At 60.5% G+C, this 20,061-nt stretch carries 19 protein-coding genes; 10 read left to right on the top strand and 9 right to left on the bottom strand.

What is annotated here, in order from left to right; all coding sequences use genetic code 11:
• Positions 1-55: 55 nt before the first annotated feature.
• On the top strand, positions 56-514 hold the full coding sequence (locus LJX92_RS08790; protein ID WP_032877097.1) for an REP-associated tyrosine transposase: 459 nt from the start codon (positions 56-58) through the stop codon (positions 512-514).
• 131 nt (positions 515-645) lie between these two features.
• Here the strand turns inward: LJX92_RS08790 and LJX92_RS08785 are convergent, their stop codons facing one another.
• Positions 646-1,086: a GlcG/HbpS family heme-binding protein gene (locus LJX92_RS08785; RefSeq protein WP_032877098.1), complete on the bottom strand. Its 441-nt coding sequence runs from the start codon at positions 1,084-1,086 to the stop codon at positions 646-648.
• 255 nt (positions 1,087-1,341) lie between these two features.
• On the opposite strand from LJX92_RS08785, the gene gcl reads away from it, so the two are divergent.
• The 9 genes from gcl to LJX92_RS08740 all read left to right on the top strand — a co-directional run bounded on the left by gcl (position 1,342) and on the right by LJX92_RS08740 (position 12,179).
• Entirely contained in the window at positions 1,342-3,117 is a 1,776-nt protein-coding gene (gene gcl / locus LJX92_RS08780) for a glyoxylate carboligase (protein WP_032877099.1), read from the top strand.
• 10 nt (positions 3,118-3,127) lie between these two features.
• Entirely contained in the window at positions 3,128-3,910 is a 783-nt protein-coding gene (hyi, locus tag LJX92_RS08775; protein WP_032877100.1) for a hydroxypyruvate isomerase, read from the top strand.
• A gap of 128 nt (positions 3,911-4,038) precedes the next feature.
• Positions 4,039-4,929 carry a 2-hydroxy-3-oxopropionate reductase gene (locus LJX92_RS08770; RefSeq protein ID WP_032877101.1) on the top strand — a complete coding sequence of 297 codons (891 nt, stop codon included), beginning with the start codon at positions 4,039-4,041 and terminating at the stop codon, positions 4,927-4,929.
• Between the two features lie 179 nt (positions 4,930-5,108).
• Positions 5,109-6,389 carry a glycerate kinase type-2 family protein gene (locus LJX92_RS08765; protein ID WP_005786538.1) on the top strand — a complete coding sequence of 427 codons (1,281 nt, stop codon included), beginning with the start codon at positions 5,109-5,111 and terminating at the stop codon, positions 6,387-6,389.
• Entirely contained in the window at positions 6,379-7,794 is a 1,416-nt protein-coding gene (gene pyk, locus LJX92_RS08760; RefSeq protein ID WP_032877103.1) for a pyruvate kinase, read from the top strand. The genes LJX92_RS08765 and pyk overlap by 11 nt, the downstream gene beginning before the upstream one ends.
• Before the next feature lie 119 nt (positions 7,795-7,913).
• Positions 7,914-8,789: an urea transporter gene (locus LJX92_RS08755; protein WP_228309596.1), complete on the top strand. Its 876-nt coding sequence runs from the start codon at positions 7,914-7,916 to the stop codon at positions 8,787-8,789.
• A gap of 31 nt (positions 8,790-8,820) precedes the next feature.
• Positions 8,821-9,645: an ion transporter gene (locus LJX92_RS08750; protein ID WP_005786531.1), complete on the top strand. Its 825-nt coding sequence runs from the start codon at positions 8,821-8,823 to the stop codon at positions 9,643-9,645.
• Positions 9,646-9,739: 94 nt separating this feature from the next.
• A complete protein-coding gene (locus tag LJX92_RS08745; RefSeq protein WP_005786529.1) occupies positions 9,740-10,741 on the top strand; it encodes a sulfate ABC transporter substrate-binding protein in 1,002 nt (333 codons plus the stop codon).
• A gap of 241 nt (positions 10,742-10,982) precedes the next feature.
• Positions 10,983-12,179, top strand: coding sequence for an MFS transporter (locus tag LJX92_RS08740; RefSeq protein WP_081883284.1), 1,197 nt, complete (start codon positions 10,983-10,985; stop codon positions 12,177-12,179).
• Here LJX92_RS08740 and LJX92_RS08735 read toward each other — a convergent pair.
• From LJX92_RS08735 to LJX92_RS08695, 8 genes are all read right to left on the bottom strand, one after another.
• Positions 12,176-12,580 (bottom strand): type II toxin-antitoxin system HicB family antitoxin, encoded by a 405-nt coding sequence (locus tag LJX92_RS08735; protein ID WP_032877106.1) that lies wholly within the window; start codon positions 12,578-12,580, stop codon positions 12,176-12,178. The two genes, LJX92_RS08740 and LJX92_RS08735, sit on opposite strands and share 4 nt — an antisense overlap.
• A gap of 179 nt (positions 12,581-12,759) precedes the next feature.
• Positions 12,760-14,286, bottom strand: a complete 1,527-nt coding sequence (locus LJX92_RS08730; RefSeq protein WP_228309590.1) for a M10 family metallopeptidase C-terminal domain-containing protein — start codon at positions 14,284-14,286, stop codon at positions 12,760-12,762.
• Positions 14,287-14,647: 361 nt separating this feature from the next.
• Positions 14,648-15,235 carry a phosphonate metabolism protein/1,5-bisphosphokinase (PRPP-forming) PhnN gene (gene phnN / locus LJX92_RS08725; protein WP_032877108.1) on the bottom strand — a complete coding sequence of 196 codons (588 nt, stop codon included), beginning with the start codon at positions 15,233-15,235 and terminating at the stop codon, positions 14,648-14,650.
• A gap of 245 nt (positions 15,236-15,480) precedes the next feature.
• Complete coding sequence (locus LJX92_RS08715; protein ID WP_005786516.1) at positions 15,481-15,876, bottom strand: hypothetical protein; 396 nt, start codon at positions 15,874-15,876, stop codon at positions 15,481-15,483.
• A 10-nt stretch (positions 15,877-15,886) separates the two neighbouring features.
• Positions 15,887-17,077, bottom strand: coding sequence for a c-type cytochrome biogenesis protein CcmI (gene ccmI / locus LJX92_RS08710; RefSeq protein ID WP_228309589.1), 1,191 nt, complete (start codon positions 17,075-17,077; stop codon positions 15,887-15,889).
• Positions 17,070-17,543, bottom strand: coding sequence for a cytochrome c-type biogenesis protein (locus LJX92_RS08705; protein ID WP_005786512.1), 474 nt, complete (start codon positions 17,541-17,543; stop codon positions 17,070-17,072). Before LJX92_RS08705 ends, ccmI begins: the two co-directional genes overlap by 8 nt.
• Positions 17,540-18,076 (bottom strand): DsbE family thiol:disulfide interchange protein, encoded by a 537-nt coding sequence (locus LJX92_RS08700; RefSeq protein WP_228309588.1) that lies wholly within the window; start codon positions 18,074-18,076, stop codon positions 17,540-17,542. Before LJX92_RS08700 ends, LJX92_RS08705 begins: the two co-directional genes overlap by 4 nt.
• A complete protein-coding gene (locus tag LJX92_RS08695; protein ID WP_032877111.1) occupies positions 18,073-20,061 on the bottom strand; it encodes a heme lyase CcmF/NrfE family subunit in 1,989 nt (662 codons plus the stop codon). Before LJX92_RS08695 ends, LJX92_RS08700 begins: the two co-directional genes overlap by 4 nt.

Genomic DNA, 20,061 nt, shown 5'->3' with positions numbered 1-20,061 from the left:
AGCCTTCGCCCCTCAGTCTAGCCTCTCAGAACACCATCTGAAGAGAGGCCAAGGAATGCCCGATCTCCCTGCTTCAAATCGCCTGCGCATCGGACGCTATAACGAATCCAACCGCATTTACCTGCTCACCACCAACACCCTTGAACGCGAGCCCATCTTCAGCGACTTCAAACTCGGCCGCCTGGTCGTACAACAATTCAGGATCGCTCAATATAAAGGGCTCGCAACATCATTGGCCTGGGTAGTGATGCCTGATCATTTCCATTGGCTTGTTTCTCTGGAGAAAGGTTCGCTTGCCGACTTGATGCGCCAAGTTAAATCCAAGAGCACCCGAGTGGTGAATGCGGTGGCGGGCCGCCAAGGTCGCCTCTGGCAGCCGGGCTTTCATGATCATGCCGTGCGTCGAGAGGAAAGCCTTGAGGGGATTGCACGTTACATCGTAGCCAATCCACTCAGGGCCGGGTTGGTAAAGAAATTTGGCGACTATCCGCTATGGGATGCCATTTGGGTTTGACTGTAGACCGAGTCGACTGCATCGCAGGCAAGCCAACTCCCACACTGAGTGGGCTCACACAGTTAGATCTGTGAACACCGTCAATGTGGGAGCTGGCTTGCCTGCGATAGCTTACTCACAGTCAGAACGACTCAAGCCGACACCCCCGCATCCGCCATCAACCCCACCCCCTCAATCGCCGTGATCGCACACTGCTCGTCAATGTCCGACGTATCCCCGGTGATTCCAATCGCCCCCAACACCACCCCCGACTGATCCCGTATCAACACCCCGCCCGGCGCCGGCACCACACTGCCCTGCCCCAGGCTGTTCAACGCTGCGATAAACGCCGGCCGCTGCTGCGCATCCAGTGCCAGTAAACGTGAGCCCTTGCCCAAGGCAATCGCCCCCCAGGCCTTGCCGATGGCGATTTGCGGGCGCAGCAGGCTGGCGCCGTCTTCGCGCTGCAAGGTAATCAAGTGCCCCCCGCTATCGAGTACCGCGATGGTCAGCGGCGCTGCAGAAATCGTGCGGCCTGCGGCGATAGCATGGCCGGCCAACTGGGTGGCGAGTTTCAAGGTTAAAGCGCTCATGGTGCCGTCCTTCTTTTGTTATTGGAAAGCGGTGGAGTTCTGTTTGATCAGATGCTCGATCGAATAAATAGAACACAATGACATTTGTTTTTGTATACAATATTTTCAAACAAAGGCTCCATACGTCGAAAAAAGCCGTTCCGACGAACGCAAAGGCCGTTTCATAAAATGCATTGACCTGCGCCGTCCGCCGTGAATACACTTTGGACAGACACCACTTGTATACAATTACAAAACGCAAGAGGCACCAAAACCATGAGCAAAATGAGAGCAATCGAAGCCGCTGTCCTGGTGATGCGCCGTGAAGGTGTGGATACCGCCTTCGGTATCCCGGGCGCCGCGATCAACCCGCTGTATTCAGCCTTGCAGAAGGTGGGTGGCATCGATCACGTCCTTGCTCGCCACGTTGAAGGCGCCTCGCACATGGCCGAGGGCTATACCCGCACCAAGGCCGGCAATATCGGCGTGTGCATCGGCACTTCGGGCCCGGCGGGCACTGACATGGTCACCGGCCTGTACAGCGCCTCGGCCGACTCGATTCCGATCCTGTGCATCACCGGGCAAGCGCCACGTGCACGGATGCACAAGGAAGACTTCCAGGCCGTCGATATCACCAGCATCGTCAAGCCCGTGACCAAGTGGGCCACCACCGTGCTCGAACCCGGCCAGGTGCCCTACGCGTTCCAGAAGGCTTTCTATGAAATGCGTTCCGGGCGCCCAGGCCCGGTACTGATCGACTTGCCGTTCGACGTACAAATGGCCGAGATCGAATTCGACATCGACGCCTACCAGCCACTGCCCCTGGCCAAGCCCTTGGCCACCCGTATCCAGGTCGAGAAAGCCCTGGCGATGCTGGACCAGGCTGAACGCCCATTGCTGGTGAGCGGTGGTGGCGTGATCAACGCCGACGCCAGCGAGTTGCTGGTGGAGTTCGCTGAGTTGACCGGCATCCCGGTGATTCCGACCCTGATGGGCTGGGGCACCATTCCCGATGACCACCCGCTGATGGTAGGCATGGTCGGCCTGCAGACGTCCCACCGTTATGGCAACGCGACGATGCTCAAGTCGGACGTGGTGCTGGGTATCGGCAACCGCTGGGCCAACCGTCACACCGGCTCGGTGGAGGTGTACACCGAAGGGCGCAGATTCATTCACGTTGACATCGAGCCGACGCAGATTGGCCGCGTGTTCACCCCGGACCTGGGTATCGTCTCCGACGCCGGTTCCGCGCTGACGATGTTCATTGAAGTCGCCCGCGAATGGAAAGCCGCCGGCAAGCTCAAGGATCGCAGCGCCTGGTTGCATGACTGCCAGCAACGCAAAGCCACGCTGCACCGCAAGACGCACTTCGACAACGTGCCGGTCAAGCCGCAACGCGTGTACGAAGAGATGAACCAGGTGTTCGGCAAAGACACCTGCTACGTCAGCACCATCGGCCTGTCGCAGATTGCCGGCGCGCAATTTTTACATGTGTACAAGCCACGCCACTGGATCAACTGCGGCCAGGCGGGCCCGCTGGGCTGGACCATTCCGGCGGCACTCGGCGTGGTCAAGGCCGACCCGAGCCGCAAGGTGGTGGCGCTGTCAGGCGACTACGACTTCCAGTTCATGATCGAAGAACTGGCGGTGGGCGCGCAGTTCAAGCTGCCGTACATCCACGTGGTGGTGAACAACTCTTACCTGGGGCTGATCCGCCAGGCCCAGCGCGGCTTTGAAATGGACTACTGCGTGCAGCTGTCTTTCGACAACCTCAACGCCCCGGAACTCAACGGTTATGGCGTCGACCATGTGGCCGTCGCCGAGGGCCTGGGCTGCAAGGCGCTGCGTGTGTTCGAGCCGGGCCAGATCCAACCGGCCCTGCGCAAGGCTCAGGAAATGATCGAAGAATTCAAAGTGCCGGTGATCGTTGAGATTATTCTGGAGCGAGTGACCAATATTTCCATGGGCACCGAGATCAACGCCGTCAACGAATTCGAAGACCTGGCCCTGGTCGGCAACGATGCGCCGACTGCCATTTCCCTGCTCGATTAAGGAGAACCCTATGCCGCGCTTTGCCGCCAACCTGTCCATGCTGTTTACCGAACAGGACTTCCTTGCTCGCTTCAAGGCAGCCGCCGATGCCGGCTTCGAAGGTGTGGAATACCTGTTCCCGTACGAATTCAGCTCTGCCGATATCAAGGCACAGCTCGATGCCAACGGCCTGACCCAGGTGCTGTTCAACCTGCCGGCAGGTGATTGGGCCAAGGGCGAGCGCGGCCTGGCCTGCCACCCGGACCGGGTCGAGGAGTTCCGCGCCGGGGTCAAGCTGGCCATCGCCTATGCCCAGGTATTGGGCAACACCCAGGTCAACTGCCTGGCGGGTATCCGGCCACAAGGCGTCGATGACGAGACCGTGGAAAAAACCTTCGTCGCCAACCTCAAGTACGCCGCCGAGAAGCTGCAGGCGGCGGGTATCAAGCTGGTGATGGAGATGATCAACACCCGCGACATTCCGGGCTTCTACCTCAACAACACGGCGCAGGCTCTGTCGATTCGCGAGCAAGTGGGCAGCGCCAACCTGTTCCTGCAATACGACATCTACCACATGCAAATCATGGAAGGCGACCTGGCGCGGACCATGCAAACGCACCTGGGTGAGATCAACCATATCCAGCTGGCAGACAACCCGGGGCGCAACGAGCCAGGTACCGGTGAGATCAACTACCGCTTCCTGTTCGAGCATCTGGACCGCATTGGTTACGCAGGTTGGGTCGGCTGTGAGTACAAGCCGTTGACCACGACCGAGGCGGGTTTGGGTTGGCTCAAGACCCATAACGCCATCTGACAACTGACACAACATAAAACAATGTGGGAGCTGGCTTGCCTGCGATGCAAACACCTCGGTGTATCAGTCAGGTCCGGTTGATGCCATCGCAGGCAAGCCAGCTCCCACATTAAAAGAGGATTTTGATCATGGCTAAAATCGGATTTATCGGCACCGGCATCATGGGCCAACCCATGGCCGCCAACTTGCAGAAAGCCGGTCACCAACTGTTTCTCTCCGAGCACCACGGCAAAGCGCCCCCCGAGCTGCTTGCTGCCGGCGCCATCGCCTTGGCCAACCCGCAGCAGGTCGCCCAGGAAGCGGAATTCATCATCGTCATGGTGCCCGACACCCCACAGGTCGAAGACGTGCTGTTGCGCGCCGATGGCGTGGCCGCCGGTCTGTCACCCAATAAAGTAGTGATCGACATGAGCTCGATCTCCCCCACCGCCACCAAGGCGTTCGCGGCGAAGATCAACGAAACCGGCGCGCAGTACCTGGATGCACCGGTGTCTGGCGGTGAAGTCGGCGCCAAGGCCGGTACCTTGAGCATCATGGTCGGTGGTGAACCGCAGACGTTCGAACGCGCATTGCCGCTGTTCCAGGCCATGGGCAAGAACATCACCCTGGTGGGCGGTAACGGCGATGGCCAGACCGCCAAGGTCGCCAACCAGATCATCGTCGCGCTGAACATCCAGGCGGTGGCCGAAGCCTTGCTGTTTGCCTCGAAAAACGGTGCCGACCCGGCCAAGGTGCGTGAAGCGTTGATGGGTGGCTTTGCGTCGTCGAAGATTCTGGAAGTACATGGCGAACGCATGATCAAGGGCACCTTCGATCCGGGCTTCCGCATCAACCTGCATCAGAAAGACCTGAACCTGGCATTGGCCGGCGCCAAGGAACTTGGGATCAACCTGCCGAACACCGCCGGCACCCAGCAAGTGTTCAGCACCTGCACGGCGATTGGCGGCGGTAACTGGGACCACTCGGCACTGATCAAGGGCCTGGAGCACATGGCCAATTTCTCCATCCGCGACAAGTAACCCACCTTGGAATGCAATCCAGTGTGGGAGGGGGCTTGCTCCCGATAGCAATCGGTCATTCAACCACTATGTCGACTGATACACCGCTATCGGGAGCAAGCTCCCTCCCACATTTTGACCGCATTTCAAATCTGAAATGGCTGCACTCCTAACAACAAGAATCCCCCGGGAGCCCGCTTATGTCGGTCGATCCGCAACACCTGCTTCGCGAGCTGTTTGCCACAGCCATCGACGCCGCCCACCCCCGGCAAGTCCTTGAACCCTACCTGCCTGTTGACCGCAGTGGCCGAGTGATCGTGATCGGCGCCGGCAAGGCCGCGGCCGCCATGGCGCTGGTCGTCGAAGACTGCTGGCAGGGAGAGGTATCGGGCCTGGTGGTCACCCGCTACGGGCACGGTGCGCCGTGCAAAAAAATCGAGGTGGTCGAAGCGGCCCACCCGGTGCCGGATGCTGCCGGCCTGGCTGTGGCCCAGCGCGTACTGGCGCTGATCAGCAACCTGGGCGAAGAAGACCGTGTGATTTTCCTGCTGTCCGGCGGCGGTTCGGCGCTGCTGGCCTTGCCCGCCGAAGGCATCAGCCTGGCCGACAAGCAAAGCATCAATAAAGCCCTGCTCAAATCCGGTGCCACCATTGGCGAGATGAATTGCGTGCGCAAGCACCTTTCGGCGATCAAGGGCGGGCGACTGGCCAAGGCCGCATGGCCGGCTACCGTGTACACCTACGCAATTTCCGATGTGCCGGGCGACCAGGCCACGGTGATCGCCTCGGGCCCAACCGTCGGTGACCCGAGCACTTCGCAACAAGCCCTGGCAATCCTCAAGCGCTATGGCATCGACGCTCCCGCCTCGGTGCGCAGTTGGTTGCAAAACCCCGCCTCGGAAACCGTCAAGCCTGGCGACCCGGTGCTCGCCCGCAGCCACTTCCAATTGATCGCCCGCCCCCAGCAATCCCTGGAAGCCGTGGCCGTGAAGGTCCGCCGGGCAGGGTTCAGCCCACTGATCCTCGGTGACCTGGAAGGTGAAGCGCGGGAGGTGGCCAAGGTGCATGCCGGCATCGCCCGGCAGATTGTGCAGCACGGCCAGCCCCTGGCAGCGCCGTGCGTGATCCTTTCGGGCGGCGAAACTACCGTCACCGTGCGCGGCAACGGCCGTGGCGGACGCAATGCCGAATTCCTGCTCAGCCTCACCGATAGCCTTAAGGGCATGCCCGGCGTTTACGCCCTGGCCGGCGACACCGACGGTATCGACGGCTCGGAAGACAATGCCGGCGCGATCATGACCCCCTGCAGCTACCGCCGTGCCGAAGCCCTCGGCCTGAGCGCCAGCGACGAGTTGGATAACAATAATGGCTACGGCTATTTCGCCGCCCTGGGCGACTTGATCGTCACCGAGCCGACCCGCACCAACGTCAACGATTTCCGCGCCATCCTGATCCTTGAGACTGCCAACCATGACGCCTGACAAGAAGGTCAAAATCCTCGCCACCCTGGGCCCGGCCACCGACGGTATCGATGACATTCGCGAGCTGGTGCAAGCCGGGGTGAATATCTTCCGCCTCAACTTCAGCCACGGTGAGCACGCCGACCATGCGCAGCGTTACCAGTGGATTCGCCAAGTGGAGCGCCAGCTGAATTACCCGCTGGGCATCCTCATGGACCTGCAAGGGCCGAAGCTGCGGGTCGGACGTTTTGCCGAAGGCAAGGTACAGTTGATTCGCGGCCAGGCTCTGCGCCTGGACCTCGACCCGACACCCGGCGACCAACGCCGCATCAACCTGCCCCACCCAGAGATCATCGCAGCCCTTGAACCGGGCATGGACCTACTGCTCGACGACGGCAAGCTGCGCCTGCGGGTGATCACCAAACACGCCGATGCCATCGACACCACCGTGCTCAACGGCGGCGAGCTGTCCGACCGTAAAGGCGTAAACGTCCCACAAGCGCTATTGGAACTCAGCCCGCTCACCGCCAAGGACCGCCGCGACCTGAGCTTTGGCCTGGAGCTGGGCGTGGACTGGGTGGCGCTGTCCTTTGTGCAGCGCCCGGAAGATATCCGCGAGGCCCGCGAGCTGATTGGCGACAAGGCCTTCCTGATGGCCAAGATCGAGAAGCCCTCAGCCGTGCAGCGCCTGCAGGAAATCGCCGAGTTGAGCGATGCGATCATGGTGGCCAGAGGCGACCTGGGCGTGGAAGTGCCGGCCGAAAGCGTGCCGCAGATCCAGAAAGACATCATCAGCACCTGCCGCCAACTGGGCAAGCCGGTAGTGGTCGCCACGCAGATGCTCGAATCCATGCGCTTCTCCCCGGCGCCGACGCGTGCCGAAGTCACCGATGTCGCCAACGCCGTGGCCGAAGGCGCGGACGCGGTGATGCTGTCGGCCGAAACCGCGTCGGGCGAGTACCCGCTGGAAGCGGTACAGATGATGAGCAAGATCATCCGTCAGGTGGAAAATGGCCCGGATTACCAGGCGCAACTGGACGTCAGCCGGCCCAAGGCGGATGCCACGGTGTCGGACGCCATCAGCTGCGCGATCCGGCGCATCAGCAGCATCCTGCCGGTGGCGGTGCTGGTGAACTACAGCGAGTCGGGCAGTTCCAGCTTGCGCGCCGCAAGGGAGCGCCCGGTGGCGCCGATCCTCAACCTCACGCCGAACCTGTCCACGGCGCGACGCTTGAGCGTGGCGTGGGGCGTGCATTCGGTGGTCAATGATCGTTTGCGTCAGGTCGACGAGGTGTGTTCCACCGCGCTGGAAATTGCCCAGGCCCAGGGTATGGCGCAGCGTGGGGATACCTTGGTGATTACCGCAGGGGTGCCGTTCGGGCAGCCGGGGTCGACCAACTCGCTGCGTATCGAGACATTGCTCTAGCGCCTGTAGGGGCCTCATCGCAGGCAAGCCAGCTCCCACATTTGGATGTGTGAACACCGTCAAATGTGGGAGCTGGCTTGCCTGCGATGGGGACAACTCGGTCTCATTGAATACCTATCATGCACAACCACACCTGCCCCGACTGGGCCGAAGCCCTGCTCAACGGCTTCAGCCAGATTTTCCTGCAGCGCCACCCGCTGTGCGGCCTGCTGTGCCTGCTGGCGATCCTGATCGGCGCCCCGGACTTGCTGGGCGGTGCGTTGCTGGGCGGTGTCGCGGGGTTGCTCACCGCCCAGCGCCGTGGGTATCCCAAAGCTGAGCGTCAGGCCGGGCTGTATAGCTACAACGGCGTACTGCTGGGCTTGTTGATCAGCCAGCACTTTGCCTGGTCGGCGCTGGTGCCGCCGTTGATCCTGGCGGGCGGCGGCTTGAGCGCTATCCTCACCCGGCAATGGTTGAAACACGCCAGCCGGCCCCACAATTTGCCCGCCTACACTGCCCCCTTTGTTGGCCTCGGCTGGCTGCTGCTCGGCCATGTACCTCAAACTACGCTTGCGCCGGCCCAGGCCGACATGTTCGCGGTACTCACGGCGCCCTTTTCCGGTCTTGGGCAAATCATGCTGCTGGAGCAGCCCCTGGCGGGTCTTTTAATCGCCCTGGGTTTGCTGCTGGCTGACCACCGTGCCGCCGCATGGGCCATGATCGGCGCCAGCCTCGGTGTGCTGGCCGGCCTGTGGTTGAATGAGCCTTCCGGTGCCCTGCTCGGTCTGCACAGCTATAACCCGGCATTGGCGGCCCTGGCCCTGAGCCCGTTACGTCGCCAGCCCTGGTTACCGCTGCTGGGCATCGGCCTGGCCATCCTGCTCACGCCGGGCTTCACCGCCCTGCACCTGCCCGCACTGACTGCACCGTTTATCCTCGCCTGCTGGCTGGTGCGCGCCGGTCACCGGTTGCTTCACAAACCCCGCATGGACAGCCCGTTCGAATCCCCCTAGGCTTGCTCGATATTCGCTTCAGGCAGGATTTATGGACAGCAACAACGACTGGCGCCAGCGGCTCTACATCATGGTGTTTCAAAGCGATACCGTCGCCGGGCGGCGCTTTGACGGCATCCTGCTGCTGATCATCCTCGCCAGCCTGGTGATCGTGATGCTCGACAGCATCGACCAGATCCACCAGAACTACGCGGACGTGCTGGCCTATATCGAATGGGGCTTCACGCTGATCTTCGCCATCGAGTACGGCCTGCGCCTGTATTGTTCGCCCAAGCCGCTGCGCTATGCCTTCAGTTTTTATGGCCTGGTGGACCTGCTGGCCATCGTCCCCGGCATCCTCGCCCTGTACTACAGCGATGCGCAGTACCTGCTGATCATCCGCATCATCCGGATGCTGCGAATCTTCCGCGTGCTCAAGCTCAGCCCGTACCTCAAGCAAGCCAATTATTTGATGGCGGCGCTGCGCGGCAGCAAGCAGAAGATCGTGGTGTTCCTGGTCAGCGTGTGCACGCTGGTGACGGTGTTCGGTACCTTGATGTACGTGATCGAAGGCCCGGAACACGGGTTTACCAGCATTCCCAAGGGCATCTACTGGGCCATCGTGACCCTGACCACCGTGGGCTTCGGCGATATCGTGCCCAAGACACCGCTGGGCCAGGTGATTTCATCGCTGGTCATGATCACCGGTTATTCGATCATTGCCGTACCCACGGGCATTTTTACCGCCGAGCTGGCCAGTGCCATGCGTGGTGAACAGCTGCGTACCGAGTGCCCGGCGTGCAAGAAAGACAGCCACGAACCCAACGCCGCGTTTTGCTCGCGCTGTGGCAGCAATCTTTTCCATAAACTGGAATAAGCAAAGTTCGTTTTAATCTTTAAAGGTCTATGCAGGCCCGGCTATAGTCGCTGGCAAATTGCCTCCCCTCTTCTCGAACAACAAGGAATGAGCAGTGAAAAAAATCCTCAGTGCCTCTCTTCTGGCCGCCGGCCTGGCCCTGGCGGGCTCTGCCCAGGCAGCGACCACCCTGCTCAACGTCTCCTACGACGTGATGCGCGACTTCTATAAGGACTACAACGCCGCTTTTCAGAAGCATTGGGAAGCCGAGCACCCGAACGACAAGTTGACCCTGCAGATGTCCTTCGGCGGCTCCAGCAAACAGGCGCGCTCGGTAATCGACGGCCTGCCGGCTGATGTGATCACCATGAATATGGCCACCGACATCAATGCCCTGGCCGACAATGGCAAGCTGGTGCCGGACAACTGGGTCACGCGCCTGCCGAACAACAGTGCACCCTTTACCTCTGCGACCGTATTCATCGTGCGCAAAGGCAACCCCAAAGCCCTGAAAGATTGGCCGGACCTGCTCAAGGACGGCGTGCAGGTGATCGTGCCCAACCCGAAAACCTCGGGTAACGGCCGCTACACCTACCTGTCGGCCTGGGGTTATGTGCTCAAGAACGGCGGCGACGAAGAGAAGGCCAAGGCCTTCGTCGGCAAACTGTTCAAACAAGCGCCAGTGCTGGACACCGGTGGGCGTGCCGCGACCACCACGTTCATGACCAACCAGATCGGCGACGTGCTGGTGACCTTTGAGAACGAAGCAGAAATGATCGCCCGTGAGTTTGGCCGCGATCAGTTCGAAGTGATCTATCCAAGCGTTTCCGCCGAAGCCGAGCCGCCCGTTTCGGTGGTCGACAAAGTGGTCGAAAAGAAAGGCACCCGTGCTGCCGCTGAAGACTACCTGAAGTACCTGTGGTCGCCAGAGGGTCAGGAAATTGCGGCCAACAACTACCTGCGCCCACGGGATCCGAAGGTGTTGGCCAAATACACCGACCGCTTCCCGAAGGTGGACTTCCTGTCGGTGGAGAAAACCTTTGGTGACTGGCGCACGGTGCAGAAGACCCACTTCAACGATGGTGGGGTGTTTGACCAGATCTACTCCGGCCAGTGAATGATCTTGGCTGAATAGACTCGATCAAAATTGTGGGAGGGGGCTTGCTCCCGATAGCGGTGTGTCAGCCAATGCCTGTGCTGACTGACACACTGCTATCGGGAGCAAGCCCCCTCCCACATTGGGTTTTGCATTGAGTCATTATTTCGCGGCATGACAGTTATCACGCCAAGCGGCCTACTCACTGCCGGCCCTTGCCTTTACTCTCTCACCCCATCGTCCTTCGCCTTACGAGCACGCCATGAACGCTACCTCTCACGCCACAGGCACCATGACCCGGAGCATGGTCATGCTGTTCGCGTTTTGCTGCGGCGCCATCGTCGCCAACATCTACTACGCGCAGCCAATCATCGAACTGATTGCCCCGGACATCGGCCTGACGCCGGCGATGGCCAGCCTGATCGTGTCGCTGACGCAAATCGGTTATGCCTTGGGCCTGTTCTTCCTGGTGCCGTTGGGTGATTTGCTGGAAAACCGCAGGCTGATGATCTTCACCACCGTGGTGGCTATCGCGAGCCTGTTGGGCGCAGCGTTCACCGAACAGCCCAACCTGTTCTTGCTGGTGTCGCTACTGATCGGTTTCAGTTCGGTATCGGTGCAGATCCTCATCCCGCTCGCCGCGCACCTGGCCCCTGCCGAGTCCCGTGGTCGTGTGGTCGGCAGCATCATGGGCGGCTTGCTGCTGGGCATTCTGCTGGCGCGGCCGGTGTCCAGCGTGGTGGCCGACCACTTCGGCTGGCGTGCGATGTTTATGGCCGCCGCCGCCTTGATGGCGTTTATCAGCGTGGTGCTGATGCTGACCATTCCAAAGCGTCAACCCGATCACAGCGCCAGCTACGCCCAATTGCTGCGCTCCCTGGGCACCTTGCTGCGTAAGCAGCCGGTATTGCGCCAGCGTGCGTTTTACCAGGCGTGCATGTTTGCCACCTTCAGCCTGTTCTGGACCGCTGCTCCACTGGAGCTGGCGCGCAACCATGGCCTGAGCCAAAGTGAAATCGCGCTGTTCGCCCTGGTGGGTGCCCTGGGCGCCATCGCCGCGCCCATCGCCGGTCGCCTGGCCGATGCCGGCCACACCCACCGCGCCTCGCTGCTGGCAATGCTGTTTGGCGCGTTGAGTTTCCTGCCCGCGTTCGTGCATCCGGTGTACAGCGTGATCGGCCTGGCAGTGACCGGCGTGGTTCTGGACTTCTGCGTGCAGATGAACATGGTCCTCGGCCAGCGCGCTGTATACGCCCTCGATGCCCACAGCCGCAGCCGCCTGAACGCGCTGTACATGACCAGCATCTTCATCGGCGGTGCGTTCGGTTCGGCAATTGCCAGCAGCGTGTATGAACACGGCGGCTGGCTGAGCGTGATGCTGGTGGGCAGCGCTTTCCCACTGGTGGCGTTGTTGCGTTTCCTTTCTGCATCGCGCCAGGTGAAGGTGGCAACCGCCTAAGAGCGCACCAACTTCTCCAGCGCCGCGTCCGCCAGAAAGGAGGACCGGCTTTTGACCTTGTGCTCGCGCACATAACGGTCAATGCGCTGAATGACATAGCCGGGCAAGGTCACATTGACCTTCTCGGTCTTGCCAAGATAAGGCGAGATGTCCAGTTCCAACATGCCCCAGCCCATGCCCAGATAGTCTTCATGAGCGTGATGAGTGGCGACCGAGGTTGGCATCGGAATCACCCCACCCTCTGCGGCGATTTCCTGCAAAAGGATATGCGCCACTTCCACGGCGGCATTGTAGGCTTCTTCGAAACTGTCCCCGGCAGTGACCGCGCCTGGGATATCAGGGATCTGGATACCGGTGGCGGTGAAATCATCGCCCCATTCGATACAGATTGGGTATTGCATGAATGCTCTCCTTAAAACTGAAACAACCCGGCGCGCTTCCTGCAACTCCTTGATCAATAGCCTGCTCTGCACCGCTGCCTCCGTGGCTTGGCCTGAATAAAAGCAACCCTAGAGTTACCATTATTCAAGCGCAAAAAGCATCGCCCGGACTGGCGGCTGTTTTACCGAATGTTGAAAACTCACGAAAAAATCGAAAACAGCCTGCTTATAAAACCCGTGAACGATGAAAAAACGTTCTGGATAAAGCTCCCCCCTGGCCTGGGACCCGGTTCGTGCGGATGGTCTGTGTCTGGAGTCGGAGTCGGTTCTGGAATGGGCATCGGGAGAGGTTCTGGAACAGGCGCGACAATGGTTTCAGGGGTGGGGAAAGGAATCACCGTTGGGGCCTGCCCGCTCCACACCACATCCGTCTGTTTGATCTGGCCTTGGCTGGTCACCAACAGATCCGCTGTGCCAGTGCCAGTCGTATCCACCGCCAGGGTGAAACGCCCCGTCGCCGAGTCATGCCCGAGCACCGCATCCCCCGCCCGGCCTTTGAATCGGTCGGAGAAATTCAGCGACTTGAGCTGCGCAGTCTGAAGCACTCCGGTCAGGTCAATCTTGTCGATCCCGCTTTGGAAGTCCTGGATGATGTCCGGGTTCTGCGGCGTTGAATCGACGACACGGTGATAAACGAACGTGTCCGCCCCAGCACCACCGTGAAGCTTATCCGCACCCCGGCCACCCGTAAGACGATTGCCAGCTTCGTTGCCTATCAATGTATCGTCGCCGGAACCACCAATGGCATTCTCCACGCTCACGCCCTTGGCAATCGACACATTCCCCCGCAAGCCACCTACATCCGAGAACGTTTCGGCCTTGAGGCTGATGGTTTGGTTCTGGGTGAACCCGGAGAAGTCGAGCGTGTCGTTACCACCGCCGTCCCAAACGGTGAAAATCGGTTTGTCACTCCCGCGCTTGAGGCTATAGAACTCCCGAGCGGAGTTGGAGTTGAAGCCGTAGGTGGTATCGGTATTGCGGGTTTTGCTATTCGCCCCGTAAAGCCGCTGGGCCGCGGCGATATCATCCATCATCGGCGCTACCGGGCTGTGCCTGGCAAAATTATGCCCAGGCTGATAAGTCTCCGCCCAATAACTCATGACACTGCGTGCCTTGGTGTCCTGGGCATATTCGGCAGAGCGCTCGTAATTGAAGCCACCACCATCGTATCCACCCGGATGACTCAACCCGAGGGTGTGCCCCAGTTCATGGATCAACAAACCCAGGAAGTGGCTGCCCATGGTCGGGTTATGCGCACCGCTGGTGCCGATGTTGGCCTGGACTCTGGAGTAATGCCTGTTAGGCAGCCTTGCCCAGCCCGACGAACCCGACGTGCCCTTGATACTGATGGTGCCATCGGTGTTCGAGCCGTTTTCGACAAATTCGATATTGGCGACATCCGCCCAGTATTGCAGGGCTTGTCTGGCTCGCTCTTTCTGCGCGGCATTGAAACCGCCAGCAAAATTAAAGCCGACGACAACCTTGCCATCTTTATTGAGATCATGAAACTTGGATCCACTGCGCGTAATATGTTTCGCTGCCTGATCCGTGGTGAAGGTTTTTTTATTGTTTGCCCAGAGAACAACTGCGTTCTCAGCGGCTGATAACCGGGACTGCGACATCGCCGGAGCGCGCGTACGGGCAGAATGCCTAACAGGGATTTGCATGGTGTATTGATACTCTGAACAGTGAAGAATTAACCGTCCATATATGAATTACCGACACTGACTTATCCGTGGCCAGCCCGATAAAAATCCCATATCAAAAACACCTTAACTACCGTTATTTTTTTGCGAAAGCATTTATTAAACACAACAGCAAAAAGTCCGTACAAGTATTAATCGGATCGACACACCCCTACATACCAATCGCCACAAAGGCGTTAAGCCACAGAAGAAACAGTTTTCAACAAATCAACTTAATTCAATCAAGAGTTTTACTTAACAACATCAAGAAACCCACTCAAACATACCGAAGAAAACACGCTTGAGGTGAAGGCTTTTATCTGATCTGAAACATGATCAATGCCTACACACCTTGATTGCCCGCAGCTACCGAGTGCGCCTGATCCAGGCAGCACAGCAAGCGTTCGACGGTATGCACCAAGGGCCCGGAATTATCCAACACAAACAAACCCGCGCCGTTTCCGGCAATCAGCTCAGCGGTAAATCGCGCGTTGCGCGCCAATCGCTCTTCGATGTCCGCCAATGACTCACGCCCGCGTGCGATCAAACGTTGGCGCAATACGGCTTGATCGACCGTCAGCAGCAACACCAACAATGTCGGGTAACGCTCACGGGTCTGCGCCAGGTGGGCGCGAGAGCCATTGACCAGCACATCGTCCCCTGCGGCCAGCCACTCGTCGATTTCCCTGGGGATGCCATACGACAAGCCATTGGCCTGCCAGCTCAAGGCAAACGCGCCCTCGGCGTCCATCCGCGCAAACTCCTGCGGGCTCACCCCTTGCGCCGCTTCGCCGACTGCCTCCGCCGAGCGTGTGATCACCCGGCGCACCATGCGACAACCACGCGCCTGCAAGCGCAGGCGTGCGGCATCCAGCAGGCTGTCCTTGCCCGAACCCGATGGCCCGATGAGATAGATCAACCTGCCCGTCATCAAAACACCCTCTTGGCTTGTCTCCAGGCTTGTTGCGCCCCCGGCAACGCTTCGCAGCAACCGACCTGCGCCAGGTAGCGGCCACTGGAAAGTATATCCAGCAATTTTTCGCCAGCCAGGCCGGCGGCGGCCACATTACCCGAGTGCGCGCTGCCGCGCACCTGTGGGAGGGGGCAAGCCCTGCTGCAAGTCAGTTAAGACAGAACTGGCAACTGTGGCGAGGGAGCTTGCTCCCTCGCCACAGGTCATTGCGCGTACTGCTTGCTCAACCCCGGCGGCACGCCTTGCACATTGGTTTCTTCCCAGGGCCCGTTGGGGCTGATGGAACGGCTCCAGCCGTTGCTCCAGCGGTAGTAGGTACGCTGGCGGTAGAAGGTGTCGGGCTGGTCGTCGAGCACGTACACCTGCATCTTGCCGTCCCAGTGGCTGGCAGCCCCCGGTGGTGGAGCAAAGGTGGGTGACTTGCTTGGCAGTGGCTTTGGCGGCGGGGTCACCGGGCCGGAAGGCTTGGTACTCGGCTGAGTCGACGGGCCCGATGGCGGGATGGTCGGGCCGGTGGGTGCCGCAGGTGGGCGGTGGACCGCACAGGCGCTCAGGCCGAGTACCAGGCTGAGCAGGGTGATGCGTGCAAATGCGGTCATGGGCGTTTCCTCAGAATGACTTGTCCGGAGTGTCGATAGTCAATTGCTGCAGCGCAGTGGTGCTGCTGGCCAGCGGTTGGCTGCGGCCGATCCATTCGCCAGTGGTCGGTTGGCCGGCCCGGGATATGCGCGCAACCAGTTGGACTTCGGGGAAGTTGGACAGTTTCAACTGCGGCATCATCGCGTCGGCATCGCCCAGTTCGACGGTGATGGGCAGTTCGGCAACGGTGACGCGCTTGGCCGCCAAGGGTGCCGGTGGGCCGCTGACTGCACGGGCGAAGATGAACACAGTGTCGGTCGGCAAGGCTTTGGCTTTCGCTTCGGCGGACAGGTCTACACGCACGGTCATTACCGCATTGCGCGCGACCGTACCGCCGCTCTCTTTAAGCTTCTCGCCAGCCCGGTCAATACCGCCTTGCAGTGCTACACGGGAGTTGTCCTGCGGTGGCAGTTGCGCCAGCAGACGGTTCCAGTAATCGATCGCTTCCTGATAACGCTGGCCTTCAAAAGCCGCGATCCCCAACAGGCCAAGGCTGGTGACTTCCTTGGGATCGAGCTTTAACGCCTCGTCGGTCAGCGCCTGCACCTTGGGCGACCACTGTTTATTGTCGGCAAAATATTGTGCCTGGGCCCACTGGCCAAGCAATTCCGGCTGGCGCCCGGCCAAGGCTACGGTGCGTTCAAAGACTTTGGCGGCATCGGCGGAACGGTCCTGAGCCATGTAGGCGCGCCCCAGGAAATACAGGCCCTCGGCCGAATCCGGCTGGGCTGCCGCGGCACGCTCCAGGCGCTGAGTCATGTCGGCCATGGACACCGGAGGCTGTGAGAATTCACGGGTCAGTTCGACCTTGTCGCTCGCCCCATAATGCAGGTACAGCGCAACGCCAAGCACCGGCACCAGAAACGCCGCCAAAAACGGCAGCGGTTTGCCCAGGCGCGATTCACGGGGCTTTTCCACGCCCTCGGTATCGGCCAGCAACTCGCGAGCCGCCTCGGCGCGGCCCGTATCCAGTTGCACGGCGTTCAATACACCTTCGTCCTGCTGCACTTGCAGCTCGGCGACGCGTTCCTGATACAGCGCCACGTTCAGCGCGGTACGATCCTCTTCACGCTGGGCGCGACGGTCACGCAGTACAGGAATCAACAGGAAACTCAGGGCAATCAGAAGCAGCAAGCCGGCTGCGAGCCAGAAATCAATCATCAGTCTTGGTGTCCAGCAATTGGTCGAGGCGTTTACGCTCTTCAGGGGACAGCGCATCGGAGCCATCAGTCGGCGCGGCGCGGCGACGGCGTACGATCACGGCCATGACCACAACGCCGGCCAGCAGCAGCCCGGCGGGGCCGAACCAGAGCAGCGCGGTTTTGCCGGTAAGGGCCGGTTTGTAGCGCACGAAATCACCGTAGCGGTCGACCATAAAGTCGATGATCTGCTGGTTATCCTTGCCCTCCCCCAACATGCGGAAGATTTCTTTGCGCAGGTCAGCGGCGATGGGCGCGTTGGAGTCGGCGATGTCCTGGTTCTGGCACTTGGGGCAGCGCAGTTCCTTGGTCAGGTCGCGGAAACGCTCACGCTCGGCGTCATTGGCAAATTCATAGGTGTCGATGGCGGCATGGGCCACACCGGCCAGGCCCAGGGCTAAAACAGCAGCGGTCAACCAACGCTTCATGGCTTGGCCTCATCGACCAAGACCTGGTACTTGGCGGCCAGTTGCTCACGCCAGACTACCTCGTCGATCACGCCGACGAACTTGTCACGGATCACGCCCTTGGCGTCGATGAAGAAGGTTTCCGGCGCGCCATAGACGCCCAGGTTCAAACCCAGGTTGCCGTCTTCATCACGGATATCGAGCTGGTAAGGGTTATGAAACTCGGCCAGCCATTTCAAGGCCGCCGCATTGTCGTCCTTGTAGTTGATGCCGTAGATCACCACGCCCTTCTCGGCCAGTTTGTTCAGCACCGGGTGTTCGACGCGGCAGGAGATGCACCAGGTGGCCCACACGTTGACCAGCGCCGGCTTGCCCTGCAAGTCTGCCTGGGTCAGGGTCTTGTCACCCTGCACCGTCGGCAGGCTGAACGCCGGAAACGGCTTGCCGATCATCGCCGAGGGTAACTCGGCCGGGTCCAGGTACAGCCCGCGATACAGGAACACTGCCATCAGCAGAAACAACGCCAGCGGCACCACCATCAACCAACGTTTCATACTGCCGCTCCTGAAAGGCCCAATGCTTCACGCACACGGCTGCTGACCTTGACCCGATAACGCCGATCCAGCGCGGCGAGCAAACCCCCAAAGCCTGTGAGCAACCCGCCGAACCAGATCCAGCGCACGAAGGGTTTGACATGCACCCGCACAGCCCAGGCGCCGTCGCCCAAGGGTTCACCCAGCGCCACATACAGGTCACGGGTGAAACCGGCGTCGATACCGGCTTCGGTCATCATTGAACTTTGCACTGTGTACAGGCGCTTTTCAGGGTGCAATACGGCGATTTCCTTGCCATTGCGCACTACGCGCACTGTGCCTTTATCCGAGGTGAAGTTCGGCCCTTCGAAGTGCCTGGCACCTTCGAAGATGAACTGGTAACCGGCCAGGTCCATGGACTCACCCGGCGCCAGGCGCAGGTCGCGCTCGGCGCTGTTCTGGCTGGAGAGCACTACGCCCAAAGCGCACACGGCGATGCCAATGTGAGCGATCTGCATGCCCCAGTAACTGCGGGTCAGGGTGGGCAAGCCTTTGATCAGGCCTTTGTGGCGCGTCTTGTCGAAGATGTCCCGCACGCCGGCCAGCAACACCCAGGCTGCCAGCAGGAACGTGGCGAGTACCGCCCAATTGAAGTCGCCGTAGGCGAACCCGGCGATCACTGCCAGGGCCACGCTGCCCAACAGCACCGGCATCAACATGCCTGCCAGCCATTTCACCGGGGTGTCTTTCCAGCGCACCAGCACACCGACCGCCATCACTACCATCAACAGGCCCATCAACGGGATGAACAACGCATTGAAGTACGGCGGGCCCACGGACAGCTTGGCGCCGCTCAAGGCATCCAGCACCAGCGGGTAGAGGGTGCCGAGCAGGATCATTGACGCGGCTACCACCAGTACCAGGTTATTGCCCAGCAACAGGGTTTCGCGCGACCACAGGTTGAAACCGACCTGGCTCTTGACCACCGGCGCGCGCAGGGCGAACAGGGTCAGGGAACCGCCCACCACAAACAGCAGGAAGATCAGGATGAACACGCCGCGTTCGGGGTCGGAGGCAAACGCATGCACTGACGTCAGCACCCCCGAACGCACAAGGAAAGTGCCGAGCAGGCTGAGGGAAAACGCGGCGATGGCGAGCAATACCGTCCAGCTTTTGAATACGCCACGCTTTTCGGTCACTGCCAGGGAGTGAATCAGCGCCGTGCCCACCAACCAGGGCATGAAGGACGCGTTTTCCACCGGGTCCCAGAACCACCAGCCGCCCCAGCCGAGTTCGTAGTAGGCCCACCAGGAGCCCAAGGTGATACCGATACCGAGGAAGGCCCAAGCGACGATGGTCCAGGGACGCGACCAGCGCGCCCACGCCGCATCCAACCGCCCGCCAAGCAAGGCCGCGATGGCAAACGCAAAAGCTACGGAGAAGCCCACGTAACCCATGTAGAGCATCGGCGGGTGCACGATCAGGCCGATGTCCTGCAACAGCGGGTTGAGGTCATGCCCGTCTGCGGGGATCTGCGGCAGGATGCGGCTGAATGGATTGGAGGTCATGATCAGAAACAGCAGGAAGCCGATGCTGATCATGCCCATCACCGCCAGGACTCGCGCCAGCATCACTTGCGGCAGTTGGCGCGAGAATACCGACACGGCAAAGGTCCAGCCGCCGAGGATCAGCGCCCACAGCAGCAACGAACCTTCGTGGGCGCCCCACACGGCGCTGAACTTGTAGTACCAGGGCAAGGCGCTGTTGGAGTTGTTCGCGACATAGGCGACGGAAAAGTCGTCGGTCATGAAGGCATAGGTCAGGCAACCGAAGGCGAACAGCAGGAAAGCAAACTGACCCCAGGCGGCCGGCTGCGCCAGGCTCATCCACAAACGATCGCCGCGCCAGGCACCGAGCAACGGCACCACGGCCTGGACCACGGCAAAGCACAGGGCGAGGATCATCGCCAGTTGGCCCAGTTCAGGAATAAACAATGCGGACGTCAT

Source organism: Pseudomonas sp. HN8-3 (assembly GCF_020790195.1).
GTDB lineage: Bacteria > Pseudomonadota > Gammaproteobacteria > Pseudomonadales > Pseudomonadaceae > Aquipseudomonas > Aquipseudomonas synxantha_A.
Note: the sequence above shows the minus strand (reverse complement) of the source record. Positions and strands in the feature narration are given on the sequence as shown.